We start from the raw sequence: 25,261 nt of genomic DNA on the forward strand, positions 1-25,261 counted from the left end.
TCGCCGGTAACTGATCCGGCTTTCACTGTCGGTCCCCGGTTGTAGATTAGATGCATGAGCCTTGCCCAGGAGATCAACCGCGTCGTCGCTCCGTTTGAAGTCATCAGCGAGTTCCAGCCGGCCGGCGACCAGCCTGCCGCCATCACCGAACTCACGGAGCGGATCAGGAACGGCGAAAAGGACGTTGTCCTGCTGGGCGCCACCGGCACCGGCAAGAGCGCCACCACGGCGTGGCTCATCGAACAGGTCCAGCGGCCCACGTTGGTCATGGTGCAGAACAAGACCCTGGCCGCCCAACTCGCCAACGAATTCCGTGAACTCCTGCCCAACAACGCGGTGGAGTACTTCGTTTCGTACTACGACTACTACCAACCTGAGGCCTACGTAGCGCAGACGGACACCTTCATTGAGAAGGACTCGTCCATCAACGAGGAAGTGGAACGGCTCCGCCACTCCGCCACCAATGCGCTGCTGACCCGCCGGGACGTTATTGTGGTGGCCACGGTGTCCTGCATCTACGGCCTGGGCACGCCGGAAGAGTACATTGCCGGCATGGTCACGCTCCGCAAAGGGGCGCAGATGAACCGCGACGACCTGCTCCGGAAATTCGTCTCCATGCAGTACGCGCGCAACGACATGGACTTCCACCGCGGCACGTTCCGGGTCCGCGGCGACACCGTGGAAATCATCCCGATGTACGAGGAACTGGCCATCCGCATCGAATTCTTCGGAGACGAGATTGAGAACATCCACACTCTCCATCCGCTGACTGGCGAACTGATCCGGGACGAGGAGGAAATGTACGTCTTCCCGGCCTCGCACTATGTGGCCGGGCCCGAGCGGATGGCCCGGGCCATCAAGCGGATTGAGGACGAACTCGCCGAACGCCTGGCCGTCCTGGAAGGCCAGAACAAGCTGGTGGAAGCCCAGCGGCTCCGGATGCGCACCACCTACGACCTCGAAATGATGCAGCAGATGGGCTTCTGCAACGGCATCGAAAACTACTCGTCGCACATCGACGGCCGTGCCCGCGGGACCGCTCCGCACTGCCTCATCGACTACTTCCCGGACGACTTCCTGCTGGTGATCGACGAATCCCATGTCACCGTGCCGCAGATCGGCGCCATGTACGAGGGCGACATGTCCCGCAAGCGGAACCTCGTGGACTTCGGCTTCCGCCTGCCGTCGGCCATGGACAACCGACCGCTGAAATGGGACGAATTCCTCCAACGCGTGGGCCAGACGGTCTACCTGTCGGCCACGCCCGGCAAGTACGAACTCGGCAAGGCTGACGGCTTTGTGCAGCAGATCATCCGGCCCACCGGACTGATCGACCCCGAGGTGGTGGTCAAACCCACCAAGGGCCAGATTGATGACCTCCTCGGCGAGATCAAGACCCGCACGGCAAAGAACGAACGCGTCCTGGTCACCACCCTGACCAAGCGGATGGCGGAGGACCTCACCGACTACCTGCTGGGCCACGGCATCAAGGTCGAATACCTGCACTCGGACGTGGACACCCTCCGACGCGTTGAACTGCTCCGGGAACTCCGGATGGGTGTCTTCGACGTCCTGGTGGGCATCAACCTGCTTCGCGAAGGCCTGGACCTGCCCGAGGTCTCCCTCGTGAGCATCCTGGACGCGGACAAGGAAGGCTTCCTGCGCTCGGCGACTTCGCTGATCCAGACCATCGGCCGTGCTGCCCGCAACGTGTCCGGCGAGGTCCACATGTACGCGGACCGCATCACCGACTCCATGGCCAAGGCTATCGACGAGACCAACCGGCGCCGCGCCATCCAGGTTGCCTACAACACGGAACGGGGCATCGATCCGCAGCCGCTGCGGAAGAAGATTGCCGACATTACCGACCAACTTGCCAAGGAAGACGCCGACACCCAGGAGCTGCTCAACAACAACCGGCTGGCCAAGGGCGCCAAACGTAGCAAGTCTGCGGCCAAGGGCGCGGCACAAGTCCGCAAGGACGGCCTCGCCGCGGCACCGGCCGAAGACCTCGTGGGCCTCATCGAACAGCTGACCGAACAGATGCACGGCGCTGCCACCGAACTCCAGTTCGAGCTGGCCGCGCGGATCCGGGACGAGGTCAGTGACCTTAAGAAGGAACTCCGCCAGATGCAGGCGGCCGGCCACGCCTAGTCCACCCCCGGGCGTCGAAGGGACGTGGCAGTCGGGGCATGTTTCCGCATGTCGGGACGCTGCTGTACAGTTAACGTCACGTAGGGGAGTATCCCGAGCGCTACGATCGTCAACACGCCAGGCACAGTTGCCTGGCCGGGCGTAGCGGGCCGCCATTTCAGCACCAAGTGCACAGGCTGGCCGGAGAGACTTACACCATTTCTCTGTACCCTGCGAAAGGCTAACCTGTGCCCGAATTACCCGTGTGGTTCGAGGTCGGCTCACTTGTCGTCCTTGGCCTGATCCTCCTCATTGACCTTCTGCTGGTCGTCCGGCGCCCCCACGAGCCTTCCATGAAGGAAGCCGGCCTGTGGGTTGCGTTCTACGTCTCCCTGGCCCTGCTGTTCGCCGGGGCCATGTTCTTCTTTACCGGCGCCGAATTCGGCGGCCAGTTTGTGGCCGGCTGGGTCACTGAATACAGCCTCAGCATCGACAACCTGTTTGTCTTCATCATCATCATGGCCCGCTTCTCCGTGCCTCGTAAGTACCAGCAGGAAGTCCTGATGGTGGGCATCATCATCGCCCTGATCCTGCGCGGCATCTTCATCCTCCTCGGCGCCATCGTGATCGAGCAGTTCAGCTGGGTGTTCTACATCTTTGGCGCGTTCCTGCTCTGGACCGCCTGGAAGCAGGCCCAGGACGAAGGCGAGGACGAAGAGGACAAGGAAAACCCGCTCATCGCCCGGATCCGCAAGGTCATCCCCATGTCGGAGAAGTTCGACGGCGGCAAGCTGCGCACCACGGTGGACGGCAAGAAGGTCTTCACCCCCATGCTGATCGTGTTCATCACCATCGGCCTGACCGACCTCCTCTTCGCAGTGGACTCGATTCCCGCGATCTTCGGCCTGACGCAGAGCCCGTTCATCGTCTTCACCGCCAACCTGTTCGCCCTGATGGGCCTGCGCCAGCTCTACTTCCTGCTGGGTGGCCTGATGAACCGCCTGATCTACCTGAAGCACGCGCTGTCCTTCATCCTGGCGTTCATCGGCGTGAAGCTGGTGCTCCACGCCATGCACGTGAACGAACTGCCGTTCATCAATGGCGGCAACCACATCGAGTGGGCCCCGGAGATTCCGACATTCGTCTCCCTGGCCGTCATCGTGGGCACCATCATCGTTGCCGTGATTGCCAGCCTCCTGAGCTCCAAGGCAAAGACAGCCCACCTGGACCCCCGACTCGAGGAAGACGCCAAGAAGAGCCTCAGCGACGCCGAGTAGGCTGTCTCCGCGTTCCGTTGACGCACACTGCATTTCCACTGATCCCGGCCGCACGGCGGCCGGGATCAGTGGCTTAATCTGCCCCCTGTAGGACCTGGCCGCCCAGGACTATGCTCGGACCATGGCCCGCACACTGATCACGGAAAGAGGAGTGCGCCAGGTGCAACGGCGCACCGTGGTGCTGCTGAGCGCGGCCCAGGTTTTCGGTGGCATCGGCACCGGAGCCACGGTTTCCATTGGGTCCATCCTGGCCGTGGAACAGTCAGGTTCCAGCGTGTGGGCGGGTGCCGTGGCCACGGTTATGACATTGGGGGCCGCGCTGACAGCACTGCCCCTTGCTTCGCTGGCGGACCGGCGGGGCCGTCGGGCCGGGCAGGTCACGGGGCTTTCCGCCGCCCTCGCCGGCACAGTTCTGATAGTGATGTCGGTGGTGTCCGGCTTGTTCGTCCTGCTGGTGCTGGGGGCGGTGGGCATCGGGGTGGGTACCGCGGCCAGCCTGCAGGCACGCTTCGCCGCCGTCGACCTTGCGGATGCTGAACACCGCGGCAGGGCGCTTTCCGCCGTGGTGTGGGCTGTGACGGTCGGCGCCGTGGCCGGACCCAACCTGATCCAGCCCGGCACCGTTGTGGGCCTGGCCCTCGGCCTGCCGCCCGTCGCCGGACCGTTCGTGATCTCCGCAGCCGGACTCCTGCTGGCCATTGTGCTGCTTTTCGCTGGCCTCAGGCCGGACCCGCTCCTGCTCGCGCGGGAAATCGCCGCCCAGGATCTTGCCGCCCGGGATCTTGCCACTCAGGAACCCGCCGCACTGGATCTCGACGCCCAGCCAGCTGGCGGGAAGATGCAGGGCACGCCACCACGTACGGCAAATCAGCAAAGCGCCACCGCGCGCAACGCAGTCGGGGGATCGCTCGTCCGCGGGCTGCGGGCAATCCGCCAGTCCAGGGCTTCCTGGCTGGCGCTTGCCGCCGTCGTCGGAGCGCACGCCGTGATGGTGGGCGTGATGTCCATGACCCCGCTGCATTTGCAGGAACTCGTGGCCGGGCCTGGTGCCTCCCATGCCGGCCACGCCGCCTCCGGCGATGTCCTGGTGATCATCGGCTTCACCGTCTCCCTGCATATCGCAGGCATGTTCGCGTTGTCGCCGGTCATGGGCTGGCTGACGGACAAGGCAGGCAGGACTGAGACCATCATGATCGGCTTCGCCACGCTGATCGCTGCCGTCGCCGTCGCCGGATTTGGCCAGACGTCCACCGTCGCGGTGGCCGTGGGACTTGTGCTGCTGGGCATGGGCTGGTCTGCGGCCACCATTTCCGGGTCCACGCTGCTGGCGGAGAGCGTCCCCCAGGAGTCCCGCGTGCTGGTCCAGGGTGTGTCGGACATGCTGATGGGCGCCGCAGGTGCGGTGGGCGGGGCCACTTCCGGACTGATCCTCAGCTGGGCCGGCTACCTGGGGCTCAACATGGCAGGCGGACTGGTGGGGGCTGCTGTCCTGACCGCCGCCGTCGTTGCCCTGGTGGCGCGCCGCCGCAGCCCGGCGGCCGGCTCAGCTGCCGGCTGAGCCGGCAACCGAGCGCACCATACCCAGCAGCCGCCCGAAAATAGCCTCGCCGTCGTCCGCTATGCCGTCATGGTGGAAGTCGGCCGTCTCCCATACCCGGAGTCCGCGCACAGCAGCCGCCGTCTCCAGTGACAGGCTGCGGTCCACGTAAATGTCGTCCTGATAAACCGCGGCGGCGACCGGCACGCTGTTCGCGGCCAACTGTGTGGGGTCATACAGCGGCTTCCAGTCCGTTTTGGCGGCCAGCAGATGGGCCACCTGCCGCAGCGGCACCAAGGCGGGATCCTGTTCGAAATACCACGGGTACACCATCTCGCCGGTCAGCAGCAGCGCCTCCGCATCCGGGCGGAATGCCGGATTTTCCTGCAGCACACGCCAGGCGGCCCAGTCGGTAGCCTGTCCCTGCCCATAGATGGACTCATGCAGCAGGGCATAAAGCGGGTTGGCGAGGCGGGACACGATGCCCTGGACCTGCTCCAGGAAGGCATCGGCGAGCCTGTTCCCGTGTGGTGTCCCGGTAAAGGCGTCCTCCAGCAGGTAGTGCAGGCCGTCCACCCGCGTGTTACCGCCCAGGAAGGACCCCACCATCTGGAACCGTTCCACCGTGAGCCGGCCGCCGTCGGGTAGGAACTCCTCGGTCTGGCGAAGGTGCGATGCGATCGCGTTCACTGTCTGGCGGTCCTCCGGATACCAGCTGAAGTAATCGGTGTTGCGGGCCGCGACGCGCGCGAACGTGGCGCGGTAGACGTCGTCGGCATGGCCGGCTAGCGGCGCGAGTCCGCCCGTAACCAGGGCTTCCTTCAGCCCGTCCGGGGCAAAGGACAGGTACGTCAGTGCGCAGAATCCGCCGTAGCTTTGGCCGTAGATGCTCCAGGGGCCGGAGCCGAGCGCCGCGCGGATGAGCTCCGCGTCGGCCACGATGGAATCCGCACGGAAATGCTCGAGGTACGCAGCCTGGGCTTCGGCCGTTCCTCGCGCCGGCAGCGTGTTCCGGTCGATGGGGGTCGACAGCCCGGTGCCGCGCTGGTCCAGCATCAGGATCCGGAAGTCCCGGGCAGCCGCCTTGCTCCAGCCGCTCAGCGAAGCCAGCCGGTTGCCGCGGCCGCCCGGCCCGCCCTGGAGGAACACCAGCCAGGGAAGCTCTTCGGCTTCAGCCTGGGTGTGGGCCGACGAGACGTACTCACGGGCGAACACGGTGATGGTCTCGGCGGCGGCGTCACTGCCGGGCGCGAAGTGGTCCAAGGGAACGGTGAAGTAGTGCTCGGCGGTGCGCATGCCACGGAATTCGTGCCGGGCCTTCACAAAATGCGGGACAGGGGTCCGCGTTTGCATGGTTTGAGTGGACGCGTCCCGCTCAGCCACGGATGGACGCTGCCGTTCTGGTGCCAAAGCTCTCCAGCGCGTCGCCGGTCAGCCGGAACGTGGACCAGCCGTCCAGGGGGCGGGCGCCGAGGCTGCGGTAGAAGTTGATGGACGGTTCGTTCCAGTCCAGGACGCTCCACTCAACCCGGGCGTAACCGTTCTCGACGGCGGTGGCGGCCAGGTGCTGCAGGAGCGCTTTGCCGTGGCCCTCGCCGCGGGCGTGCGGGCTGACGTAGAGGTCTTCCAGGTAGATGCCGTGGACGCCTTCCCAGGTGGAGTAATTCAGGAACCAGAGCGCGAATCCCTGGACCTCGCCTGCGCTGTTCTCAGCCATCGTGGCAAACACGCGCGGGTTCTCGCAGAACAGGACCTCAGCCAGCATTTCCGATGTGTTGCGGACCGCGTCCGGTTCCTTTTCGTAGATGGCCAGTTCATGGATCATCTGCAGGATGGCGGGGACGTCTTGCCGGGTGGCTGGGCGGATTACACTCATGGTCCGAGTTTACTGGCGGGGCCGTGATCCCTGCTGCCAGGCTCCCTATTGCCAGCGAAGCTGCGATGTTCCGTAGCGTACGGGTCCCTTGCTGTACTCCAGCGGCACGCCGTCCGCCATGATGGGCGGCCCAACATATCGCAGGCGGCCGTAGGGGCTGTCCATCACGCGGAGTTCCGGGTCAGGCAGGGAACCGCCGTGACTGGCCACTGCGGGCAGCCGGAACAATTCTTCAGCGGTGCGGGCCAGGGAAAGCCGGCCAGTGCCGCCACGTCCGCTTCGGAGCCGTTCGGCCAGCAAGGCAATTGCTGCCGCCGCCAGGCCATAACCGGTGGCATGATCCAGTGCCTGCACTGGGAGCTCCCCCGGCTGCCACCCGTCATCAGTCGTGCGGCCATACCGTTCGGCAATGCCGCAAGCGGCCTGTACCAGGCTGTCAAAACCGCGCCGTCCGTTCCAAGGGCCGCCGCTGTCCCAGGCGCTGAGGGTGACGATCACGAGTTCGGGCCGGGCAAGCAACAGCGCTTCGGGCGCCAGCCCAAAAGGGTCCAGCCCGCCGTCGCGGTAACCGGTGACCACCACGTCTGCAGACTCAATGAGAAGCCTGACCGTTTCCATGGCGGCAGGATCCCGGAGGTCCGCCTCGGCGCTGCGCTTGTCAAAGCCCGAGTCAATGAACACATCTCTCAACTCCGGAAGCTGGGGCGGGTCGATGCGCAGGACGTCCGCGCCCAGGGCGCCCAGGAGGTGTGTGGCAGTGGGCCCCGCAATGACGCGCGTCAGGTCCAGCACCTTTAGCCCGGCCAAGGGGTGGCGCGGAACTGCCGATGGAACCCACCGGGAGAGCTGCGGACTTTCACTGGCTGACGGTGGCGGACTGGAGATTCTGATCCATGGACCGGAGCTGGCCGTCGCATACATGGGGGTCGCGATCCACTCGTCCCGTGTGCGCACGGCAGCAGCGACGCCGTTGTTTGCCGTGATGGCTTCCTCGGCTGTCAGCGACGTCATACCTAACAGGGCGTGTTCCACGTCCTGTGGTGTGCTCACGGTGAGGGCCGACGTCAGCCGGGCTGCGTGGTGGGGGTAATTGGCGTGGAGGCGGATCCAGCCGTCCGACGTGCGCCGAAAGCCGGACATCGGAGCGAACCCTTCGGGTTTGACGCCCGCGACCCGCAGATGTCCCAGCGAATCGAAGGCCGCCGCGGTGGCTCCGGATGCCAGGGAATACCGGCCCGGAACGCCAACAAGCGCGTTCAGCGACGTCGCTGCTGCCTGGACCGCCCCCAAAGCCAGTCCCTCGACGTCCAGCGGGCCCTTCCACCACTGCCGTGGACCGTTGGAAGGTGCCACGGGCTGGGCCTCCAGGGCTTCCACAACCCGAAGGCTGCCGGTCAGGTCGGGGACGGAGTCCATTCGGTCAGAGCCTAGAGCCGGTTGACGTCGGTGACACGGACCACTGCCGTACCGGTTTCATCCGAGGCCGCCAGGTCCACTTCCGCGGAGATGCCCCAGTCATGGTTGCTCGCCGGATCGTCGAAAATCTGCCGGACCTTCCAAAGCCCTGGCTCTTCGGTGATCATGAGCAGTCCGGGACCGCGGGCATCCGGGCCGGTGCCAATGTCGTTGTGTTCGTCGAAGTAGTCGTCCAGGACGTCTTCCCAGCGGTTGGCATCCCAGCCCGCGCCGCCGTCGAGCTCGCCCAGGGCTGCGGCGTTTTCGTCCGCGAACAGTTCCACGCGGCGGAACATCTCGTTGCGGACCATCACGCGGAAGGCGCGGATGTTGGACGTCAGCGACGGCGGCGGGGGAGGGGGAGCGTCGTGCGGGGTGGGCATCGCGCCGGACGTCAGCTCCTCCCATTCGTCCAGGAGGCTGGAGTCCACCTGCCGCACCAGCTCGCCAAGCCAGGCGATGAGGTCTTCAAGGTCCTCCCGGAGCATGTCCTGCGGCACGGTCTGGCGCAGCGCCTTGAAGCAGTCGGCGAGGTAGCGCAGCACAATGCCCTCGGAGCGGGCCAGCCCGTAGAACTGGACGAATTCGCCGAAGTTCATTGCCCGCTCGTACATGTCGCGGACCACGGACTTGGGCGTCAGTTCAAAGTCGCCCACCCATGGCGCGGCCTTGCGGTAGACCTCGAAGGCTTCGCCCAGGAGTTCGGCGAGCGGCTGCGGGTAGGTGACTTCCTCCAGCATGGCCATGCGCTGGTCGTACTCGATGCCGTCAGCCTTCATCGCGGCAATCGCTTCCCCGCGGGCCTTCTTCTGCTGCGCGGAGAGGATTTGGCGGGGCTTTTCGAGGGTCGCCTCGATCACGGACACCACGTCCAGGGCGTACGACGGCGAATCCGGGTCAAGGAGCTCCAGCGCCGCCAGCGCAAACGGCGAGAGTGGCTGGTTCAGGGCAAAGTTGGCCTGCAGATGGACGGTGAGCCGTACTGTCCTGCCGTCATGGCCCTGCTCTTCTGCCGGGATGCGCTCCACCACCTCAGCGGCGAGGAGCTCACGATAGATTCCCAGGGCTTTTTTCATCAGCCGCAGCTGTGAGGACCGCGTCTCGTGGTTTTCGGTCAGCAGCTGGCGGGCCGCTGTGAACGGGTCGCCGGGCCGTTCCATCAGGTTCATCAGCATCGAATGCGTCACGCTGAAGCTGGACGTCAAAGGATCGGGCACGGATTCCACGAGGCGCTTGAAGGTGGGTTCCCCCCAGGAGACGAAGCCCTCCGGCGGCTTCTTTTTGACCACCTGGCGGAGCTTCTTCTGGTCGTCACCAAACTTGGCGGTGGCCTTGGCCATCGCCTTCACGTTTTCGATGACGTGCTCGGGTGCCTGGACCACCACTGTCCCCGCGGTGTCATACCCGGCGCGGCCGGCCCTTCCGGCAATCTGGTGGAACTCCCGGGAGTTAAGCGGGCGGGTGCGGACGCCGTCGTACTTGCTCAGTGCGGTGAGCAACACGGTGCGGATGGGCACGTTGATCCCCACGCCCAGTGTGTCCGTACCGCAGATCACCTTGAGCAGGCCCGCCTGGGCGAGCTGCTCCACGAGCCTGCGGTACTTCGGCAGCATGCCGGCGTGATGGACCCCGATACCGTGCCGGACCAGCCGGTTGAGCGTCTTGCCGAAGCCTGCGGCGAAACGGAAATTCGCGATCAGCTCCGCGATCTTGTCCTTCTCCTCGCGGGTGCACACGTTGATGCTCATCAGTGTCTGGGCCCGGTCAATGGCCTCGATCTGGCTGAAGTGCACCACATAGGCGGGCACCTGACGGGTGGAGAGGAGTTCCTCGAGTGTTTCGTGGACCGGCGTCTGGTGGTAGTAGTAATGCAGCGGAATGGGGCGCTCGGCTGAACTGACGGTGGTGGTGGGGCGGCCCGTAAGTTCGGTGATGCCGGCCTCGAACCGGCTGACATCGCCCAGGGTGGCGGACATCAGAAGGAACTGGGCCTGGGGGAGCTCCAGCAGCGGGACCTGCCAGGCCCACCCACGCTGGGGGTCGGAGTAGAAATGGAATTCGTCCATGATGACCGCACCGAGCTCGGCGTCGGCCCCTTCGCGGAGGGCGATGTTCGCGAGGATTTCTGCCGTGCAGCAGATGATCGGTGCGTTCTGGTTGACGCCGGAGTCACCCGTGATCATGCCGACGTTTTCTGCACCGAAAATATCGCACAGGGCAAAGAACTTCTCCGAGACCAGCGCTTTAATGGGGGCGGTGTAGTAACTGCGCTGGCCCCGCGCCATGGCCTGGAAGTGCGCCGCGATGGCCACCAGCGATTTGCCGGAGCCCGTCGGGGTGGCGAGGATGACGTTGGCTCCGGTGGCGAGCTCCATGATGGCCTCGTCCTGGGCAGCGTAAAGTTCCAGGCCCCGGCTTTCGGTCCACTCAAGGAATTGCGTGTACAGGGCGTCCGGGTCGATGCCTGCGCCGGAGGGGTCTGAGGCGGACAGGACAGGCAGCTGGTCAACGAGTTTCATTGATTTCCAGCTTAGTGCCCAGCCGGTGCCGGATATCCGGGCGGGCCCGGGTTAGGCTCGCGATACTGCCAGACAGCACCCGGCGATGGAGGTAACTGTGAAGTGGGACCCCGTAAAGTACGTCCAGTTCGGCGATTACCGGGACCGGCCGTTTTTCGACCTGACGGGGCGGATCCAGGCCGACCGGCCACAGCACGTTGTGGACCTGGGATGTGGTCCGGGAAACCTCACGGCCACCCTCGCCCGGAGATGGCCGGAAGCGCAAGTGGTGGGGCTGGATTCGTCCAGGCAGATGCTGGACAAGGCCGCCGCGCACGCAGCCAGGCATGCGGGCCTCAGCTTCGGGCTGGCGGATATCGCAGCCTGGACGCCCCCGGCTGAAACGGACGTGGTGGTCACCAATGCCGCGCTTCAGTGGGTGCCTGGGCATCAGGAAATGCTGGCGGGCTGGCTGGCGGCGCTCAAGCCCGGTGCCTGGTTCGCCATGCAAGTGCCGGGGAACTTCAATGCCCCGTCCCATGCCCTGATGCGGGAACTCGCAGGTTCGGCACGCTGGGCGCCCCAGCTCGCCGGCGTACTTCGCGGTGGAGAGTCCGTGGGGGAGCCCGCAGACTACCTCAGCCTCATGCTGGACGCGGGCTGCACGGCAGACGCCTGGGAAACCACATACCAGCAGGTCCTCACTGGAACGGATCCGGTGCTGGACTGGGTGCGCGGCACGGCGTTGCGCCCGGTCGTGGCGGCACTTTCGGCCGAGGACGGGCACGCCTTTGAAGCGGAGTATGCTGCAGCCCTGCTGTCCGCATACCCGGCAACGGCACATGGCACGGTGTTTCCGTTCCGGCGGATCTTTGCCGTGGCGCAAAAGCGGCCAGGCGCATAAACTCCATTCGTTTGAGGTTCTCTGGTCGGTAATGCCTTATGACTGAGTCGAGAATGTGATGCTGGTTACAATGACGACAACGGCTTCTGGGGATGGCAAATGGCCGGACCCTCATCGGCCTCCCAAATCCGTCCTGGAGGTGCGATGCTTTTCGGCTTGATGACCCGGCTGCTGGCTGGCCACAAAGGCGCCGTGACCGCGATCGTTGCTCTCCAGCTTGTCCAGACCGCAGGCAACCTCCTGCTGCCCACCATCAACGCTGCCATCATCGACGACGGCATCGTTGCGGGGAACACGCCGGAAATCTTCCGTTTGGGCACTGTCATGGTCCTGATAGCTGCGGTCCAGGCGTCGGCGGCCATCGCCGCGGGCTACTTCGGGGCAGTGGTGGCCATGAAGCTCGGGCACCAGCTGCGCGGCGAGGTCTTCACCAGGATCCAGTCGCTTTCTTCCCAGGAAATGGCAGCCTTCGGCACGCAAAGTCTTGTTACCAGGGCCACCAACGACACCCAGCAGATCCAGTCGTTCGCCGTCCTGGTCTTCACCATGCTTGTGGCGGCCCCCGTGATGGCCGCCGGGGGCGTCTTACTGGCGTGGCAGCAGGACATGGTGCTTTCAAGCGTCGTGATGGTCATCATGCCAATACTTCTGCTCATCATGTATCTCATCGTCCGGCGCCTCGTTCCCCTGTACCGGCAGGGGCAGGAGCTCCTGGACCGAACGGGGGAGCTCTTTCGTGAACAGATCATCGGCGCGAATGTGATCCGCGCCTTCGTCAGGCAGGGACACGAAACGCGCCGGTTTGCGAAGACCAACAGCAGCCTCACGGGAAACAACCTTCAGTCGTCGCTGCTCGTGGCCGGCATGCTGCCACTGATCATGATTGTGGTCAACCTGTCGTCGGTGGCCGTGGTGTGGTTCGGTGGTCACCGGGTTTACGACGGCGGGATGAAGATTGGTGCCCTCACGGCCTTTATCGCGTACATCCTGCAGATTCTCCTGGCAATCATGATGGCCATGTACGTGTTCATGACGGCGCCGCGGGCCGTTGCCTGCGCAGAACGGCTGGGAGCCGTGCTCGACGCAAGACCGTCAGTCCAGGACCACAAGGCGCCGACCCAAGAGACCCGCCATGGGAGCTCCCTGGAGGGCGGCAGCGTCACTTTCAGGAACGTCAGCTTCTCCTACCCCGGCGCCGAAAATCCGGTACTGGAAGACATCAGCTTCACGGCCCGGCCAGGAACCACTGTTGCCATCGTCGGCTCAACAGGGAGCGGCAAGTCGACACTCCTGAGCCTGGTGCCCCGGTTCCTGGACGCCACGGCCGGAACCATCAGCATCGGCGGCCGGAACATCTGCTCGATGTCCCTGGACGTCCTCCGCCGGACCATGGCGGTGGTGCCGCAAATGTCGCACCTTTTCTCCGGAACCATCGCCGACAACCTGCGCGTCGCAGCTCCGGAGGCAACCGAGGGCCAGCTTTGGGAAGCCATGGAGACAGCTCAGGCCGCCGGCTTCGTCCGTGCGCTGCCACGGGGGATGGACACGGAGGTCGGGCCAGGCGGAACGAATCTCTCCGGCGGCCAGCGGCAGCGTATCTGCATAGCGCGGGCCCTCCTGCGGAGGGTCCCCGTCTATCTCTTTGACGACAGCTTTTCTGCGCTGGACTTCGCCACCGAGGCCCGGGTCCGGGATGCCCTGGAGATTGCCCTTGAGGGTGCAGTGGTCATTGTCGTGGCGGAACGGATCTCCACCGCTGCCGGAGCCGGCCAGATCCTGGTGCTCGACGACGGCCGGCTGGCTGCCCAGGGAACACACCTGCAACTGCTGGAGACGTCTGCCACCTACCGGGAAATCGCCGAGTCCCAACTGGCGCTGGACGACGCGCCATGACCGCTTCGCCCGGCGCCGGGGCGTCCGAAGGGTTCTGGCCCACAGCGCGCCGGGTCCTCGCGTTGCTGCGCCCGTCCAGGGGGCGGATGCTGGGTGCAGTTGCGGCCACCTGCGCTTTTGTTGCCCTCAACGTCGCGGCGCCGAACTACCTCGGTGATGCCACCGATGTGGTGGTGGATGGGGTCTACAGCGGAGCGCTCGACGGGCAGCGCCTGGGACTCCTGCTGGCCGCCGTTGCCGCGATGTACATCGGCGCTTCGCTGTTCAACTGGATCCAGGGAGCGCTGACGGCCAGCGCGGTTCACGGCCTGATGTACCGCCTCCGGGCATCGGTTCAAGACAAGCTGCACCGGCTTCCTTCCACGTACTTCCAAGAGCAGTCCAGGGGTGATGTCCTGAGCCGCGTCACCAATGACATCGACAATATTTCGCAAGCGCTCAGCCAGGTCCTCACGCAGCTGATCATGTCTGTCCTGATGCTATGCGGTGCCTTGGCCATGATGCTGTGGATCTCGCCGCTCCTGGCCCTGATCGCGCTTGTTTCGGTGCCCTTGTCCACCCTTATCACCGTTATGGTGGCCCGGAAGTCCCAAGCGCATTTTGCCCGCCAGTGGACCGAAACGGGTGAGTTGAACGCGCACGTGGAGGAGTTTGTCACCGGGCACGAGGTTATTAAGGCCTTCGGGTACCAGGACCAGGCAGCGGCAGTCTTCAAGGCAAGCAACGACCGCCTGGCCCGGGCATCCGCACGGGCCCAGTATTCATCCGGCATTGTCCAGCCATTGATGGTCCTTATCGCCAATATCAACTACATCGCGGTGGCGGTGGTGGGGGCGCTCCAGGTCACCATGGGGGCCATGACCATCGGCGGGATCCAGGCGTTCATCCAGTTCAGCCGGCTTTTCACCCAGCCTGTGGGCCAGATCGGCGGCATGCTCAACGTCATCCAGTCCTGCGTGGCTTCGGCGCGCCGTGTGTTCGACCTGCTCGACGCCGCGGAGATACCTGCCGAGCCCGAAAGTGACGGTCACAAACACAGTCAGGAAGGGCGGATTGTGTTCAGTGATGTCACCTTCGGCTATGCCCGGGCTGACCCTGTGGTCCGTGGACTGTCGTTCACGGTGGAACCGGGCCGGACGGTCGCGATTGTCGGGCACACGGGCGCCGGCAAGACCACCGTTGTCAACCTGCTCATGCGGTTCTATGAGGTCGACGCCGGCACGATCACCATCGGGGGTACCGACATTGCTGACATTCCGCGGGACGTCCTGCGCAAGGGATTCGGGGTGGTGCTGCAGGATGCCTGGCTGTTTTCCGGCACCATCAGGGAGAACATCGAATACGGCCGGCCAGGAGCCACGTTTGCGGAGATCACTGCGGCAGCAGAGGCGAGCCACGTGGACCACCTCATCAGGTCGCTGCCGGCCGGCTACGACACGATGCTGGGCAACGGGGGAGAGCCGCTCAGCCAGGGCCAGCGCCAGCTGATCTCCATCGCCCGGGCGCAGTTGGCGGACCGCACTGTGCTGGTCCTGGATGAGGCCACCAGTTCAGTGGATTCCCGGACTGAGGTCCTGATCCGCCAGGCCATGCGGAGGTTGCGCCGTGGAAAAACAAGCTTTGTGATCGCCCACCGTTTGTCCACGGTCCGGGACGCTGATCTAATTCTGGTCATGGACCACGGACGCATTGCAGAGCAGGGAACCCATCGAAGCCTCCTGGCGGCCAACGGCCGCTATGCACGGCTTTACAACGCCCAGTTCGCCGGACGCTCGGGCCGGGCCGGCACGTTGGAGGCCGGACGATGACAACAACTGGTCCGTTCCCCGGGCCCTGGAAGCCCAACCAGTCCAGCACGGTGGCACTGTTTGAGCAGCTGCGCCTGCATGTGATCCGCCTCGCGGACAGCGGGGCCCTTCCGCCGGGAACCAAGCTGCCGGCGGTGCGGACCCTGGCGGGGCTGCTCGACGTCGCGCCCCACACGGCGGCCAGGGCGTATAAGGAGCTGGAGGCAGCCGGTGTCGTGGCCACGAAGGGCAGGAACGGCACCGTGGTGTGCGCGCGTGATGAGCGGGCGGACGCGCTCTCTCTGGCCGCCAACTCCTATGCGTCGGTGGCCAAGGCCCAAGGTGCCACCTTTGCGGAAGCGGTCCAGCTGCTGGCAGCAGCCTACGACGCCGACTAGCCGGACCCCGCATGGATATTCGAAGAAGTTTTCGATTAGCATTAGTGGGTGCCTAAAGCCGTAGCTGAAGAAACAGCAGTCGAATCCGTCCCCGTCGCCGTTCCCCAGGCCCCAGCCACGCCTGCCCGGCCAGACCTCTCCCGCCTTGTGGTCAAGGGGGCGCGCGAGCATAACCTGCGCAACGTGGACCTGGATCTGCCCCGTGATGCCATGATCGTTTTCACCGGGCTGTCCGGTTCCGGGAAGTCGTCGCTGGCGTTCGACACAATCTTCGCCGAGGGCCAGCGGCGCTACGTTGAGTCCCTGTCGGCCTATGCCCGCCAGTTCCTCGGCCAGGTGGACAAGCCGGACGTCGATTTCATCGAGGGGCTCTCGCCGGCGGTATCGATTGACCAGAAGTCCACCAGCAAGAACCCCCGGTCCACGGTTGGCACCATCACCGAAATTTATGACTACATGCGATTGCTGTGGGCACGCGTGGGACGGCCGCATTGCCCGGTCTGTGGCGAGGTTGTGGCCCGGCAGACTCCGCAGCAGATCGTGGACCAGCTGCTAGAGCTTGACGAAGGCACACGCTTCCAGGTCCTGGCGCCTGTGGTGCGGGGGCGCAAGGGCGAGTTCGTGGACCTCTTCAAGGAGCTGACCGCCAAGGGCTATTCGCGTGCCCGGGTGGACGGTGAGCTGATCCAGCTGAGCGAGCCGCCCAAACTCGGCAAGCAGTTCAAGCACACGATTGAGGTGGTGGTGGACCGCCTGGTGGCTAAGGAAGGCATCAGCCAGCGCCTCACGGACTCCGTTGAAACGGCGCTTGGCCTGGCCGAAGGCCGGGTGCTGGCCGAGTTCGTCGATCTGGACGCAGACGCGCCGGGACGGCTGCGGGCATTTTCCGAGAACCTCGCCTGCCCGAACGAACATCCCCTGGCCATCGATGAAATCGAGCCGCGGTCCTTCTCCTTCAACAACCCTTTCGGCGCCTGTTCCGCGTGCAGCGGTATCGGTACACGGCTCGAGGTTGACGAAGAACTGATCATTCCGAATCCTGAGCTGTCGTTGTCCGAGGGCGCCATCGCGCCATGGTCACTTGGCACCGCAACAACCGAGTATTGGAACCGCCTGCTCGAAGGGCTGTCCAAGGAGCTTGGCTTCTCCATGGACACACCCTGGGAGAAGCTGGGCAACGACGTCCGCCAGACCGTCCTGCACGGCAAGGACCACAAGGTGGTTGTGCAGTACAAGAACCGCTTCGGACGGGAACGCAAATACAGCACCGGCTTCGAAGGTGCCATCCAGTACGTCCACCGCAAGCACGGTGAGACGGACTCCGAGTGGGCGCGCGACCGCTACGAAGAGTACATGCGGCAGATCGCTTGCCCCGCGTGCAATGGCGCCCGGCTCAACCCCGCCTCGCTGTCCGTCCTGATCAACGGCAAGTCCATCGCCGACGTCGCGGCCATGCCCATGCGCGTGTGCGCGGACTTCCTGAACAACCTGGTCCTCACCGGCCGCGAGGCCCAGATCGCCCACCAGGTGCTCAAGGAAATACAGGCCCGGCTGACCTTCCTGCTCGACGTCGGGCTGGAATACCTGAATCTCGAGCGCCCCTCCGCCACCTTGTCCGGCGGCGAAGCGCAGCGAATCCGGCTCGCCACCCAGATCGGTTCCGGCCTCGTGGGCGTCCTTTACGTCCTGGATGAGCCCTCCATCGGCCTCCACCAGCGCGACAACCGCCGGCTTATTGAGACCCTGACCCGGCTCCGCGACATGGGCAACACGCTTATCGTTGTGGAGCACGATGAGGACACCATCCAGGTGGCGGACTGGATCGTGGATATCGGGCCCGGCGCAGGCGAGCACGGCGGCCAGGTGGTGCACTCGGGTTCGTACCAGGATCTCCTGGCCAACACCAACTCACTGACCGGCGATTACCTGTCCGGCCGCAAGAAGATCGACATCCCCAAGAAGCGGCGCAAATACGACAAAAAGCGTGAGCTGAAGGTCGTCGGGGCGCGTGAAAACAACCTGGTCAGCGTTGATGCGGTCTTCCCCTTGGGCCTGTTCACCGCCGTGACCGGCGTGAGCGGCTCCGGCAAATCCACCCTGGTCAACGAGATCCTCTACAAGGTGCTGGCCAACAAGCTCAACGGCGCAAAACAGGTGGCCGGACGCCACAAGAGCATCATGGGCCTGGAGCACCTGGACAAGGTGGTGCACGTGGACCAGAGCCCTATCGGGCGCACCCCACGCTCCAACCCGGCCACGTACACCGGCGTCTTTGACAACATCCGCAAGCTCTTCGCCGAGACCACCGAGGCCAAGGTCCGTGGCTACCTGCCAGGCCGGTTCTCCTTCAACGTCAAGGGCGGGCGCTGCGAAGCCTGCGCAGGTGACGGCACGCTGAAGATCGAAATGAACTTCCTGCCGGACGTCTACGTGCCCTGCGAGGTGTGCCACGGCGCACGGTATAACCGCGAAACCCTCGAAGTCCACTACAAGGGCAAGACCATCGCGGACGTGCTCAACATGCCCATCGAAGAAGGTGCGGAGTTCTTCGCGGCCTTCTCCCCGATCGCCCGGCACCTGAACACCCTTGTGGACGTGGGCCTCGGCTACGTACGGCTGGGACAGCCGGCAACCACCCTCTCCGGCGGCGAGGCCCAGCGTGTCAAGCTCGCCGCGGAACTGCAGAAGCGCTCCAACGGACGCAGTGTGTATGTTCTCGACGAGCCCACCACGGGCCTGCACTTCGAGGACATCCGCAAGCTCCTGATGGTCCTTCAAAGTCTGGTGGACAAGGGCAACACCGTGATCACCATCGAACACAACCTGGACGTGATCAAGAGTGCCGACTGGATCGTGGATCTTGGCCCGGACGGCGGTTCGGGCGGCGGCCAGATCGTGGCCACCGGAACGCCCGAGCAGGTATCGAAATCCACCAAGGGCCACACGGCATCCTTCCTCGCGGAAATACTCGGCTAGGCGGTTGGCCTCCGATGACGTATGCCGTGTCGGGCATGCGAGTTTCAGCCATGCTCGGTGTCGTGAGAAACTAAGCCGGTGACTCAAACAACAGTGCCCGTGATCTTTGACCTGGACGGCACTCTTGTCGATCCGGCCGGCGGAATATCCGGCGGAATCGCAGCAGCCCTTGCCGCCGCAGGTCTGCCGGTTCCTGGCCAGGACGTCCTGAACTCGATGATCGGCCCCAAACTCAGCGACGCACTCCAGAGTGTCTGCAAGGTTCCGGCCGAGATGCTTGACGAGGTCATCCGGACTTACCGGCAGTACTACCTGGCCAAGGGGATAGCCCAGAGCAGGCTGTACCCCGGGATCAGGGAAGCGCTGGAGACCTTCGCGGCCGAAGCCAGGCCAGTGGCCGTCGCCACGCAGAAGCCCGAAGGGCTGGCCCAGATCGTGCTGCGCCACCACGGCATCGCCAACCTGTTCCAGTCCATCAGGGGTTCGGCAGACAACGAATCGTCAACGGACGGTCCGGTGGGGAAGGCCGACATCATCGCCGCGGCCCTGGCTGACCTCTCCACCCAGCACGCCGTTATGGTGGGTGACCGCGCCCAGGATGTGGCGGGCGCCATCGCGAACGGGCTTGACTGCATCGGTGTGGGTTGGGGTTTCGCTCCCGACGGCGAACTCGAGGAAGCCGGGGCCGTCACCGTGGTGGACACCACCGCGGGCATGGTTGCCGCCATCGGGCGCCTCGAAGCCATCCACGCTGCCGCGATGAGCGAGGTGCGCAACGATGGCGCTGTTTGAGGCGGTCCGCTGGACATTTCGCGGGCTCGTCGCGGGCACCTGCCGGCCCACCGTCGTCGGCCTTGAAAACGTCCCCAAAGAGGGGCCCTTCATTGTGGCCCCGAACCATCTTTCCTTCTTTGACAGCGTCATTGTCCAGGCACTGATGCCGCGGCCCGTGGCCTTCTTCGCCAAAGCCGAGTACTTCACCACGGGTGGCGTCAAGGGCAGAGTCATGAAGTCCTTTTTTGAGTCCGTGGGTTCCATCCCGGTGGAGCGCGGCGAGCAGGCAGCAAGCGTCCAGGCGCTCAAAACCCTCCTGGACATCCTCGAAGCGGGCAAAGGCATTGGCATCTACCCCGAGGGCACGCGCTCACGGGACGGCATCCTCTACCGCGGCCGCACCGGGGTGGGCTGGCTTGCACTGGCAACCGGAGCTCCCGTGATCCCGGTTGGACTGATCGGGACGGAGAACCTGCAGCCGGCCGGTGAGAAGGGCTTCAAGCCGCATCACTTCACCATGAAGGTAGGGGAGCCCCTGTATTTCGACAAGACCGGCCCGGACCATTCGCTGCCGGCGCGGCGGCAGGTCACGGACCGCATCATGGATGCGATCGCCGAACTCAGCGGCCAGGAACGCTCCACCAGCTACAACCAAAGTAAAAGCACGGATTAGTAGAATGAAGTAGTGGCAGATCCAGCAAGTTACAGGCCCCAAACGGGTGAAATTCCCACCAATCCCGGGGTGTACCGGTTCCGCGATCCCCACGGCCGGGTCATCTACGTCGGCAAAGCCAAAAGCCTTCGCTCCCGCCTGAACTCCTACTTCGCGAATCCGGCGGGCCTGCTGCCCAAAACCCACGCAATGGTTCACACGGCCAGCAGTGTCGAGTGGACGGTGGTGGGCAGCGAGCTGGAGTCGCTGCAGCTTGAATACACCTGGATCAAGGAATACAAGCCACGCTTCAACGTGGTCTTCCGCGACGACAAAACCTATCCGTACCTGGCCCTCACCATGAGCGAGAAGCTCCCCAGGGTCCAGGTCATGCGGGGGGACCGCCGCAAAGGCACACGGTACTTCGGCCCGTACACGGCCGGCGCGATCCGGGAAACCATGGACACCTTGCTGCGGGTTTTCCCCGTCCGCAGTTGCAGCGCCGGGGTCCTCAAACGGGCCCAGGCGAGCGGCCGGCCCTGCCTGCTGGGCTACATCGACAAATGCTCGGCCCCCTGCGTTGGCCGGGTGACTCCCGAGGAACACCGGGCCCTGGCGGAGGACTTCTGCGCGTTTATGGGCGGCGAGGCCAAACGCTTCATCACCAAGCTCGAAAAGGAGATGGCCGACGCCGTCGGCACCCTCGACTACGAGCGTGCGGCGAGGCTCCGTGATGACATCTCCGCCCTGCGGAAGGTCTTTGAGCGCAACGCCGTGGTGCTCGCCGACGATACCGACGCCGATGTCTTCGCGCTGCACGAGGACGAGTTGGAGGCTGCCGTCCAGGTGTTCCACGTCAGGGGTGGCCGGATCCGTGGCCAGCGCGGCTGGGTAGTGGAAAAAGTGGAGGATACCACCACCCCGGATCTCGTCGAACACCTGCTGCAGCAGGTCTACGGCGACGACGGCGACAGCCATGGCAGGCTGCCCCGCGAAGTCCTGGTGCCCGTCGAACCCAGCAACGCTGCGGAACTTACGGAATGGCTCGGCGGCCTGCGCGGAGCCAAGGTGGATGTCAGGGTGCCGCAGCGCGGCGACAAGGCCGCGCTCATGTCCACCGTCCGTGAAAATGCCGAGCACGCGCTCAAACTGCATAAGACCCGCCGTGCCGGGGACCTCACCGTGCGCTCCCAGGCACTGCAGGAGCTGCAGGAAGCCCTGGACCTGCCCGTGGCGCTCCTGCGGATCGAATGCTTCGATGTCTCCCACGTCCAGGGCACCAACGTCGTGGCGTCCATGGTGGTGGTCGAGGACGGGCTGCCCAAGAAGTCCGAATACCGGAAATTCTCCGTCACCGGGGCCGCAGCGGCAGACGACACCGCCGCCATGCACGACGTCCTGACCCGGCGCTTCCGGCATTACCTGCAGGACAAGTCGGCGCAGTCCGAGGCGTCCGCCCTGCCCGGGCACCAGGCCGCCTTGGAAGCAGCCGCTGCTGCGGTCCTGGACACCACCACGGCCGCCCCGCGGGCAAAATTCGCGTACCCGCCCAACCTGGTGGTGGTCGACGGCGGCAAGCCCCAGGTGAACGCCGCAGCCCGGGCCCTGGCGGACCTTGGCATTGAGGACGTCTACGTGGTGGGCCTGGCCAAACGCCTTGAGGAAGTCTGGCTGCCGGACAGCGACTTCCCCGTGATCCTGCCCAGGACGTCCCAGGGACTCTATCTGCTGCAGCGGATCCGTGACGAAGCCCACCGCTTCGCCATCACCTTCCACCGGCAGAAGCGCGGCAAGGCCATGACCGTCTCGGCGCTGGACGGAGTGCCGGGCCTTGGCGAGTCCAAACGCAAGGCCCTGCTCACCCACTTCGGATCCGTCAAAGGCGTGAAAGCCGCCACCGCGGCCGAGCTCACGGCGGCCAAGGGCATTGGACCATCCCTTGCCAACGCCATCGTCGCCTACTTCAGCGGCGATGACACGGCCGGCGATGCGCTTCCGGCCGTGAATATGGCCACCGGCGAAATCATTGAAACCTAGGTAGGGTAAGGAACGCAGGTTTCCGCCATTGCGGGTGCCTGCCTTCATCTGAACAGGAACGGGGCGGAACGAATGGCAGACTCTACGGCGGAATCCGGGACGGAGCAGGACGGGCTGACGCCGGTCAAGCCCCTCGAAGCGGAACTGCTGGTGGTCACCGGTATGTCAGGGGCGGGACGCAGCACCGCCGCGGACGCACTTGAGGACCATGGCTGGTATGTCGTGGAAAACCTGCCGCCGCAGATGCTCGGCACCCTGGCCGAGATTGTCTCCCACGCTCCGCAGTCCATTCCGCGGCTGGCCGTGGTGATGGATGTCCGCAGCAAAGGCCTCTTTGTCGACGTCCGTGCGGCCCTGGGGGCCCTCGCCGCCAGTGGTGTCAAGTTCCGCGTCCTTTTCCTCGACGCCAAAGACGACGTCCTGGTCCGCCGGTTCGAGCAGGGCCGCAGGCCCCATCCGCTCCAGGAAGGCGGCCGCATCCTCGACGGCATTGCAGCCGAACGGGAGGTGCTCAAGGAACTGCGCGACAGCTCCGACGTCGTACTGGATACCTCGACCTACAACGTCCACGCCCTGGCTACCGCCATCACGGAACTCTTTAGCGAGACCGGCCCGGTGGCACTGCGGCTCAACGTCATGAGCTTTGGCTTCAAGTACGGACTGCCGGTGGATTCCAACTACGTTGCTGACGTCCGGTTCATCCCGAATCCGCACTGGGTCCCGCAGTTGCGCCCGCATACGGGCCTGGACAAGGACGTCAGCGATTATGTCCTCGAGGCGGAAGGTGTAAAGAACTTCGTGGACCGCTATGTCCTGGCGCTCGAGCCCGTCCTGGACGGTTACCGGCGCGAAAACAAGCACTACGCCACCATCGCCGTCGGCTGTACCGGCGGCAAGCACCGGTCCGTGGCCGTCGCCGTCGAGCTTTCCAAGAAACTGGCACAGTATCCGCGCGTGACCGTGACCACCACGCATCGGGATCTGGGCCGCGAGTAATGGGGATGTTCACCGGGCCCCTCCCGCTCGTACCGGTTTCCAGCGGAACGGCAGCCGGCCAGCAGGACAAGGGCCCCAACGTCGTGGCGCTCGGCGGCGGGCACGGACTGTCCGCTTCGCTCTCGGCGCTGCGGCTGCTCACCTCCGAGCTGACCGCCATTGTCACTGTGGCGGACGACGGCGGGTCTTCAGGGCGTCTGCGCGACGAGTACGGCGTCCTGCCGCCCGGAGACCTGCGCATGGCGCTCTCCGCCTTGTGCGATGACACGGACTGGGGACGCACCTGGCGCGACGTGATGCAGCACCGTTTCAGGCCAGGCCAGGGCAGCGGCGGATCGCTGGACGAGCATGCAATGGGCAACCTGCTCATCGTCACCCTTTGGGAGCTGCTGGACGACACCGTGGCCGGCCTGAAGTGGGCCGGCGCCCTGCTCGGTGCCCGTGGACAGGTCCTGCCCATGTCCACCGTTCCGCTGACCATTGAAGGTGACATCCGCGTCACTGCACCTGACGGCACGTTCGCGCTCCAGACAGTCCGCGGGCAGGCGCGGTGCGCCGTTGCCGGCTCGCTGGAGCACGTCCGCCTCCTGCCCGAACAGGCGCCGGCCTGCGTTGAAGCCCTGACAGCCATCGAACTGGCTGACTGGGTAATCCTGGGGCCGGGGTCCTGGTACACGTCCGTGCTGCCGCACCTGCTGCTCCCGGAAATGCGTGACGCCCTGAGTGCCACAGCCGCAAAACGCTGCCTCACCATGAACCTGGCCACGGACACCAAGGAGACCACGGGCATGTCGGCGGCGGACCACCTGTACGCACTGCGCCGGTATGCGCCGGACTTCAGCGTCGACGTTGTCTTGGCGGATCCCGCGTCGGTGCCGGACCGGCAGGAGTTCGAGAAAGCCGCCGGGATGATCGGCGCCGAGGTTGTCTTGGGTAAAGTGGGGGCGTCGGGCCGCCGACCCGTCCATGACCCCCTGCGTCTGGCAGCGGCGTACCACGACATTTTCGGGAACAGTTAGGAAGGTGCCATGGCACTGACATCATCGGTCAAGGAAGAACTGTCCCGTCTGGACATCAAGAAATCTTCAGTCCGCAAGGCAGAGGTCTCGGCAATGCTGCGCTTCGCCGGCGGCCTGCACATCATCTCGGGCAGGATCGTGATCGAAGCCGAGGTTGACCTCGCATCGACGGCGCGCAGGCTCCGGGCGGCCATTGCTGAGGTTTACGGGCACCAGAGCGAGATCATCGTCGTCTCCGGCGGCGGACTGCGCCGCGGCAGCCGGTACGTGGTGCGGGTAGTCCGCGACGGCGAGTCCCTGGCCCGGCAGACAGGCCTCCTGGACGGCCGCGGCCGGCCGGTGCGGGGGCTTCCCTCGGCCGTCGTTAACGGCTCGGCCGCCGACGCCGAGGCCGTGTGGCGTGGAGCTTTCCTGGCCCACGGGTCCCTCACGGAACCGGGCCGTTCGTCATCGCTTGAGGTCACCTGCCCGGGTCCCGAGTCGGCGCTTGCCCTCGTTGGTGCCGCCCGCCGTCTTGGCATCCAGGCCAAAGCCCGCGAAGTCAGGGGAGTGGACCGTGTGGTGATCCGCGACGGCGACACCATCGCCGCCCTGCTCATCCGCATGGGCGCCCACGACGCCCTGATGGTCTGGGAAGAACGCAGGATGCGCAAGGAAGTCAGGGCCACGGCCAACCGGCTGGCCAACTTTGACGACGCCAACCTGCGGCGCTCCGCCCAGGCGGCCGTGGCCGCCGGAGCCAGGGTTGACCGGGCACTGGAGATCCTGGGTGACGACGTCCCGGACCACCTCAAATACGCCGGCGAACTCCGGGTGGCCCACAAACAGGCGAGCCTGGACGAGCTGGGGCGCCTGGCAGATCCGGTAATGACCAAGGACGCCATCGCCGGCCGCATCCGCCGGCTCCTGGCCATGGCGGATAAGCGGGCCATCGATTTGGGGATCCCTGGCACTGATGCCAATGTGACGCCTGAGATGCTGGACGAGTAGCGGCGCCCCTAGAATCAGAGCGTTCACCCTGATCTTCCGGATGCCAGTCATCCGGATGC

General features: G+C 65.1%; 18 protein-coding genes. 14 read left to right on the forward strand and 4 right to left on the reverse strand.

Going from position 1 to position 25,261, the window contains the following annotated elements:
* Window positions 1–54 precede the first annotated feature (54 nt).
* From uvrB to NG697_RS05500, 3 genes are all read left to right on the forward strand, one after another.
* Window positions 55–2,154 (forward strand): excinuclease ABC subunit UvrB, encoded by a 2,100-nt coding sequence (uvrB, locus tag NG697_RS05490; protein WP_252598761.1) that lies wholly within the window; start codon window positions 55–57, stop codon window positions 2,152–2,154.
* A gap of 227 nt (window positions 2,155–2,381) precedes the next feature.
* Window positions 2,382–3,410: a TerC family protein gene (locus tag NG697_RS05495; protein ID WP_252598762.1), complete on the forward strand. Its 1,029-nt coding sequence runs from the start codon at window positions 2,382–2,384 to the stop codon at window positions 3,408–3,410.
* 121 nt (window positions 3,411–3,531) lie between these two features.
* A complete protein-coding gene (locus NG697_RS05500; RefSeq protein WP_252598763.1) occupies window positions 3,532–4,968 on the forward strand; it encodes an MFS transporter in 1,437 nt (478 codons plus the stop codon).
* Here the strand turns inward: NG697_RS05500 and NG697_RS05505 are convergent.
* Genes NG697_RS05505 through NG697_RS05520 form a run of 4 tightly spaced genes read right to left on the reverse strand, consistent with a single transcriptional unit; the run spans window position 4,954 to window position 10,797 of the window.
* Window positions 4,954–6,300, reverse strand: coding sequence for an alpha/beta fold hydrolase (locus tag NG697_RS05505; protein ID WP_252598764.1), 1,347 nt, complete (start codon window positions 6,298–6,300; stop codon window positions 4,954–4,956). The genes NG697_RS05500 and NG697_RS05505 overlap by 15 nt on opposite strands.
* Window positions 6,301–6,322: 22 nt before the next feature.
* On the reverse strand, window positions 6,323–6,823 hold the full coding sequence (locus NG697_RS05510) for a GNAT family N-acetyltransferase (RefSeq protein WP_252598765.1): 501 nt from the start codon (window positions 6,821–6,823) through the stop codon (window positions 6,323–6,325).
* A gap of 45 nt (window positions 6,824–6,868) precedes the next feature.
* Complete coding sequence (locus tag NG697_RS05515; RefSeq protein ID WP_252613749.1) at window positions 6,869–8,239, reverse strand: CoA transferase; 1,371 nt, start codon at window positions 8,237–8,239, stop codon at window positions 6,869–6,871.
* An 11-nt stretch (window positions 8,240–8,250) separates the two neighbouring features.
* Window positions 8,251–10,797 (reverse strand): DEAD/DEAH box helicase, encoded by a 2,547-nt coding sequence (locus tag NG697_RS05520; protein WP_252598767.1) that lies wholly within the window; start codon window positions 10,795–10,797, stop codon window positions 8,251–8,253.
* 97 nt (window positions 10,798–10,894) lie between these two features.
* Here NG697_RS05520 and NG697_RS05525 point away from each other — a divergent pair, with 97 nt between their 5' ends.
* The 11 genes from NG697_RS05525 (at window position 10,895) to whiA (ending at window position 25,202) form a co-directional block, all read left to right on the forward strand.
* Window positions 10,895–11,680: a trans-aconitate 2-methyltransferase gene (locus tag NG697_RS05525; RefSeq protein ID WP_252598768.1), complete on the forward strand. Its 786-nt coding sequence runs from the start codon at window positions 10,895–10,897 to the stop codon at window positions 11,678–11,680.
* A gap of 144 nt (window positions 11,681–11,824) precedes the next feature.
* Window positions 11,825–13,573: an ABC transporter ATP-binding protein gene (locus NG697_RS05530; RefSeq protein WP_252598769.1), complete on the forward strand. Its 1,749-nt coding sequence runs from the start codon at window positions 11,825–11,827 to the stop codon at window positions 13,571–13,573.
* A complete protein-coding gene (locus tag NG697_RS05535; RefSeq protein ID WP_252598770.1) occupies window positions 13,570–15,381 on the forward strand; it encodes an ABC transporter ATP-binding protein in 1,812 nt (603 codons plus the stop codon). Before NG697_RS05530 ends, NG697_RS05535 begins: the two co-directional genes overlap by 4 nt.
* Window positions 15,378–15,758 carry a GntR family transcriptional regulator gene (locus NG697_RS05540; RefSeq protein ID WP_252598771.1) on the forward strand — a complete coding sequence of 127 codons (381 nt, stop codon included), beginning with the start codon at window positions 15,378–15,380 and terminating at the stop codon, window positions 15,756–15,758. Before NG697_RS05535 ends, NG697_RS05540 begins: the two co-directional genes overlap by 4 nt.
* A gap of 48 nt (window positions 15,759–15,806) precedes the next feature.
* Entirely contained in the window at window positions 15,807–18,734 is a 2,928-nt protein-coding gene (gene uvrA / locus NG697_RS05545; RefSeq protein ID WP_252613750.1) for an excinuclease ABC subunit UvrA, read from the forward strand.
* A 78-nt stretch (window positions 18,735–18,812) separates the two neighbouring features.
* Complete coding sequence (locus NG697_RS05550) at window positions 18,813–19,526, forward strand: HAD hydrolase-like protein (RefSeq protein ID WP_252607938.1); 714 nt, start codon at window positions 18,813–18,815, stop codon at window positions 19,524–19,526.
* Window positions 19,513–20,181 carry a lysophospholipid acyltransferase family protein gene (locus tag NG697_RS05555; RefSeq protein WP_104061423.1) on the forward strand — a complete coding sequence of 223 codons (669 nt, stop codon included), beginning with the start codon at window positions 19,513–19,515 and terminating at the stop codon, window positions 20,179–20,181. Before NG697_RS05550 ends, NG697_RS05555 begins: the two co-directional genes overlap by 14 nt.
* Window positions 20,182–20,193: 12 nt before the next feature.
* A complete protein-coding gene (uvrC, locus tag NG697_RS05560) occupies window positions 20,194–22,197 on the forward strand; it encodes an excinuclease ABC subunit UvrC (protein ID WP_252613751.1) in 2,004 nt (667 codons plus the stop codon).
* Window positions 22,198–22,269: 72 nt separating this feature from the next.
* Complete coding sequence (gene rapZ / locus NG697_RS05565) at window positions 22,270–23,193, forward strand: RNase adapter RapZ (protein WP_058932525.1); 924 nt, start codon at window positions 22,270–22,272, stop codon at window positions 23,191–23,193.
* The gene (locus NG697_RS05570) at window positions 23,193–24,212 is read left to right on the forward strand and encodes a gluconeogenesis factor YvcK family protein (protein WP_252613752.1); all 1,020 of its coding nucleotides are present in this window, start codon (window positions 23,193–23,195) and stop codon (window positions 24,210–24,212) included. Before rapZ ends, NG697_RS05570 begins: the two co-directional genes overlap by 1 nt.
* A 9-nt stretch (window positions 24,213–24,221) precedes the next feature.
* Window positions 24,222–25,202, forward strand: a complete 981-nt coding sequence (whiA, locus tag NG697_RS05575) for a DNA-binding protein WhiA (protein WP_056339766.1) — start codon at window positions 24,222–24,224, stop codon at window positions 25,200–25,202.
* The last annotated feature ends 59 nt before the right edge of the window (window positions 25,203–25,261 follow it).

The organism is Pseudarthrobacter raffinosi, from assembly GCF_023913835.1.
GTDB lineage: Bacteria > Actinomycetota > Actinomycetes > Actinomycetales > Micrococcaceae > Arthrobacter > Arthrobacter raffinosi.

Excerpts from the sequence above, each read along its gene's own strand:
- NG697_RS05530 (WP_252598769.1), top strand. The coding sequence starts at position 11,825 with ATGCTTTTCGGCTTGATGACCCGGCTGCTGGCTGGCCACAAAGGCGCC.
- NG697_RS05555 (WP_104061423.1), top strand. The coding sequence starts at position 19,513 with ATGGCGCTGTTTGAGGCGGTCCGCTGGACATTTCGCGGGCTCGTCGCG.
- NG697_RS05505 (WP_252598764.1), bottom strand. The coding sequence starts at position 6,300 with ATGCAAACGCGGACCCCTGTCCCGCATTTTGTGAAGGCCCGGCACGAA.
- NG697_RS05510 (WP_252598765.1), bottom strand. The coding sequence starts at position 6,823 with ATGAGTGTAATCCGCCCAGCCACCCGGCAAGACGTCCCCGCCATCCTG.
- NG697_RS05570 (WP_252613752.1), top strand. The coding sequence starts at position 23,193 with ATGGGGATGTTCACCGGGCCCCTCCCGCTCGTACCGGTTTCCAGCGGA.
- whiA (WP_056339766.1), top strand. The coding sequence starts at position 24,222 with ATGGCACTGACATCATCGGTCAAGGAAGAACTGTCCCGTCTGGACATC.
- NG697_RS05535 (WP_252598770.1), top strand. The coding sequence starts at position 13,570 with ATGACCGCTTCGCCCGGCGCCGGGGCGTCCGAAGGGTTCTGGCCCACA.
- NG697_RS05540 (WP_252598771.1), top strand. The coding sequence starts at position 15,378 with ATGACAACAACTGGTCCGTTCCCCGGGCCCTGGAAGCCCAACCAGTCC.
- NG697_RS05500 (WP_252598763.1), top strand. The coding sequence starts at position 3,532 with ATGGCCCGCACACTGATCACGGAAAGAGGAGTGCGCCAGGTGCAACGG.
- NG697_RS05520 (WP_252598767.1), bottom strand. The coding sequence starts at position 10,797 with ATGAAACTCGTTGACCAGCTGCCTGTCCTGTCCGCCTCAGACCCCTCC.
- uvrB (WP_252598761.1), top strand. The coding sequence starts at position 55 with ATGAGCCTTGCCCAGGAGATCAACCGCGTCGTCGCTCCGTTTGAAGTC.
- rapZ (WP_058932525.1), top strand. The coding sequence starts at position 22,270 with ATGGCAGACTCTACGGCGGAATCCGGGACGGAGCAGGACGGGCTGACG.
- NG697_RS05515 (WP_252613749.1), bottom strand. The coding sequence starts at position 8,239 with ATGGACTCCGTCCCCGACCTGACCGGCAGCCTTCGGGTTGTGGAAGCC.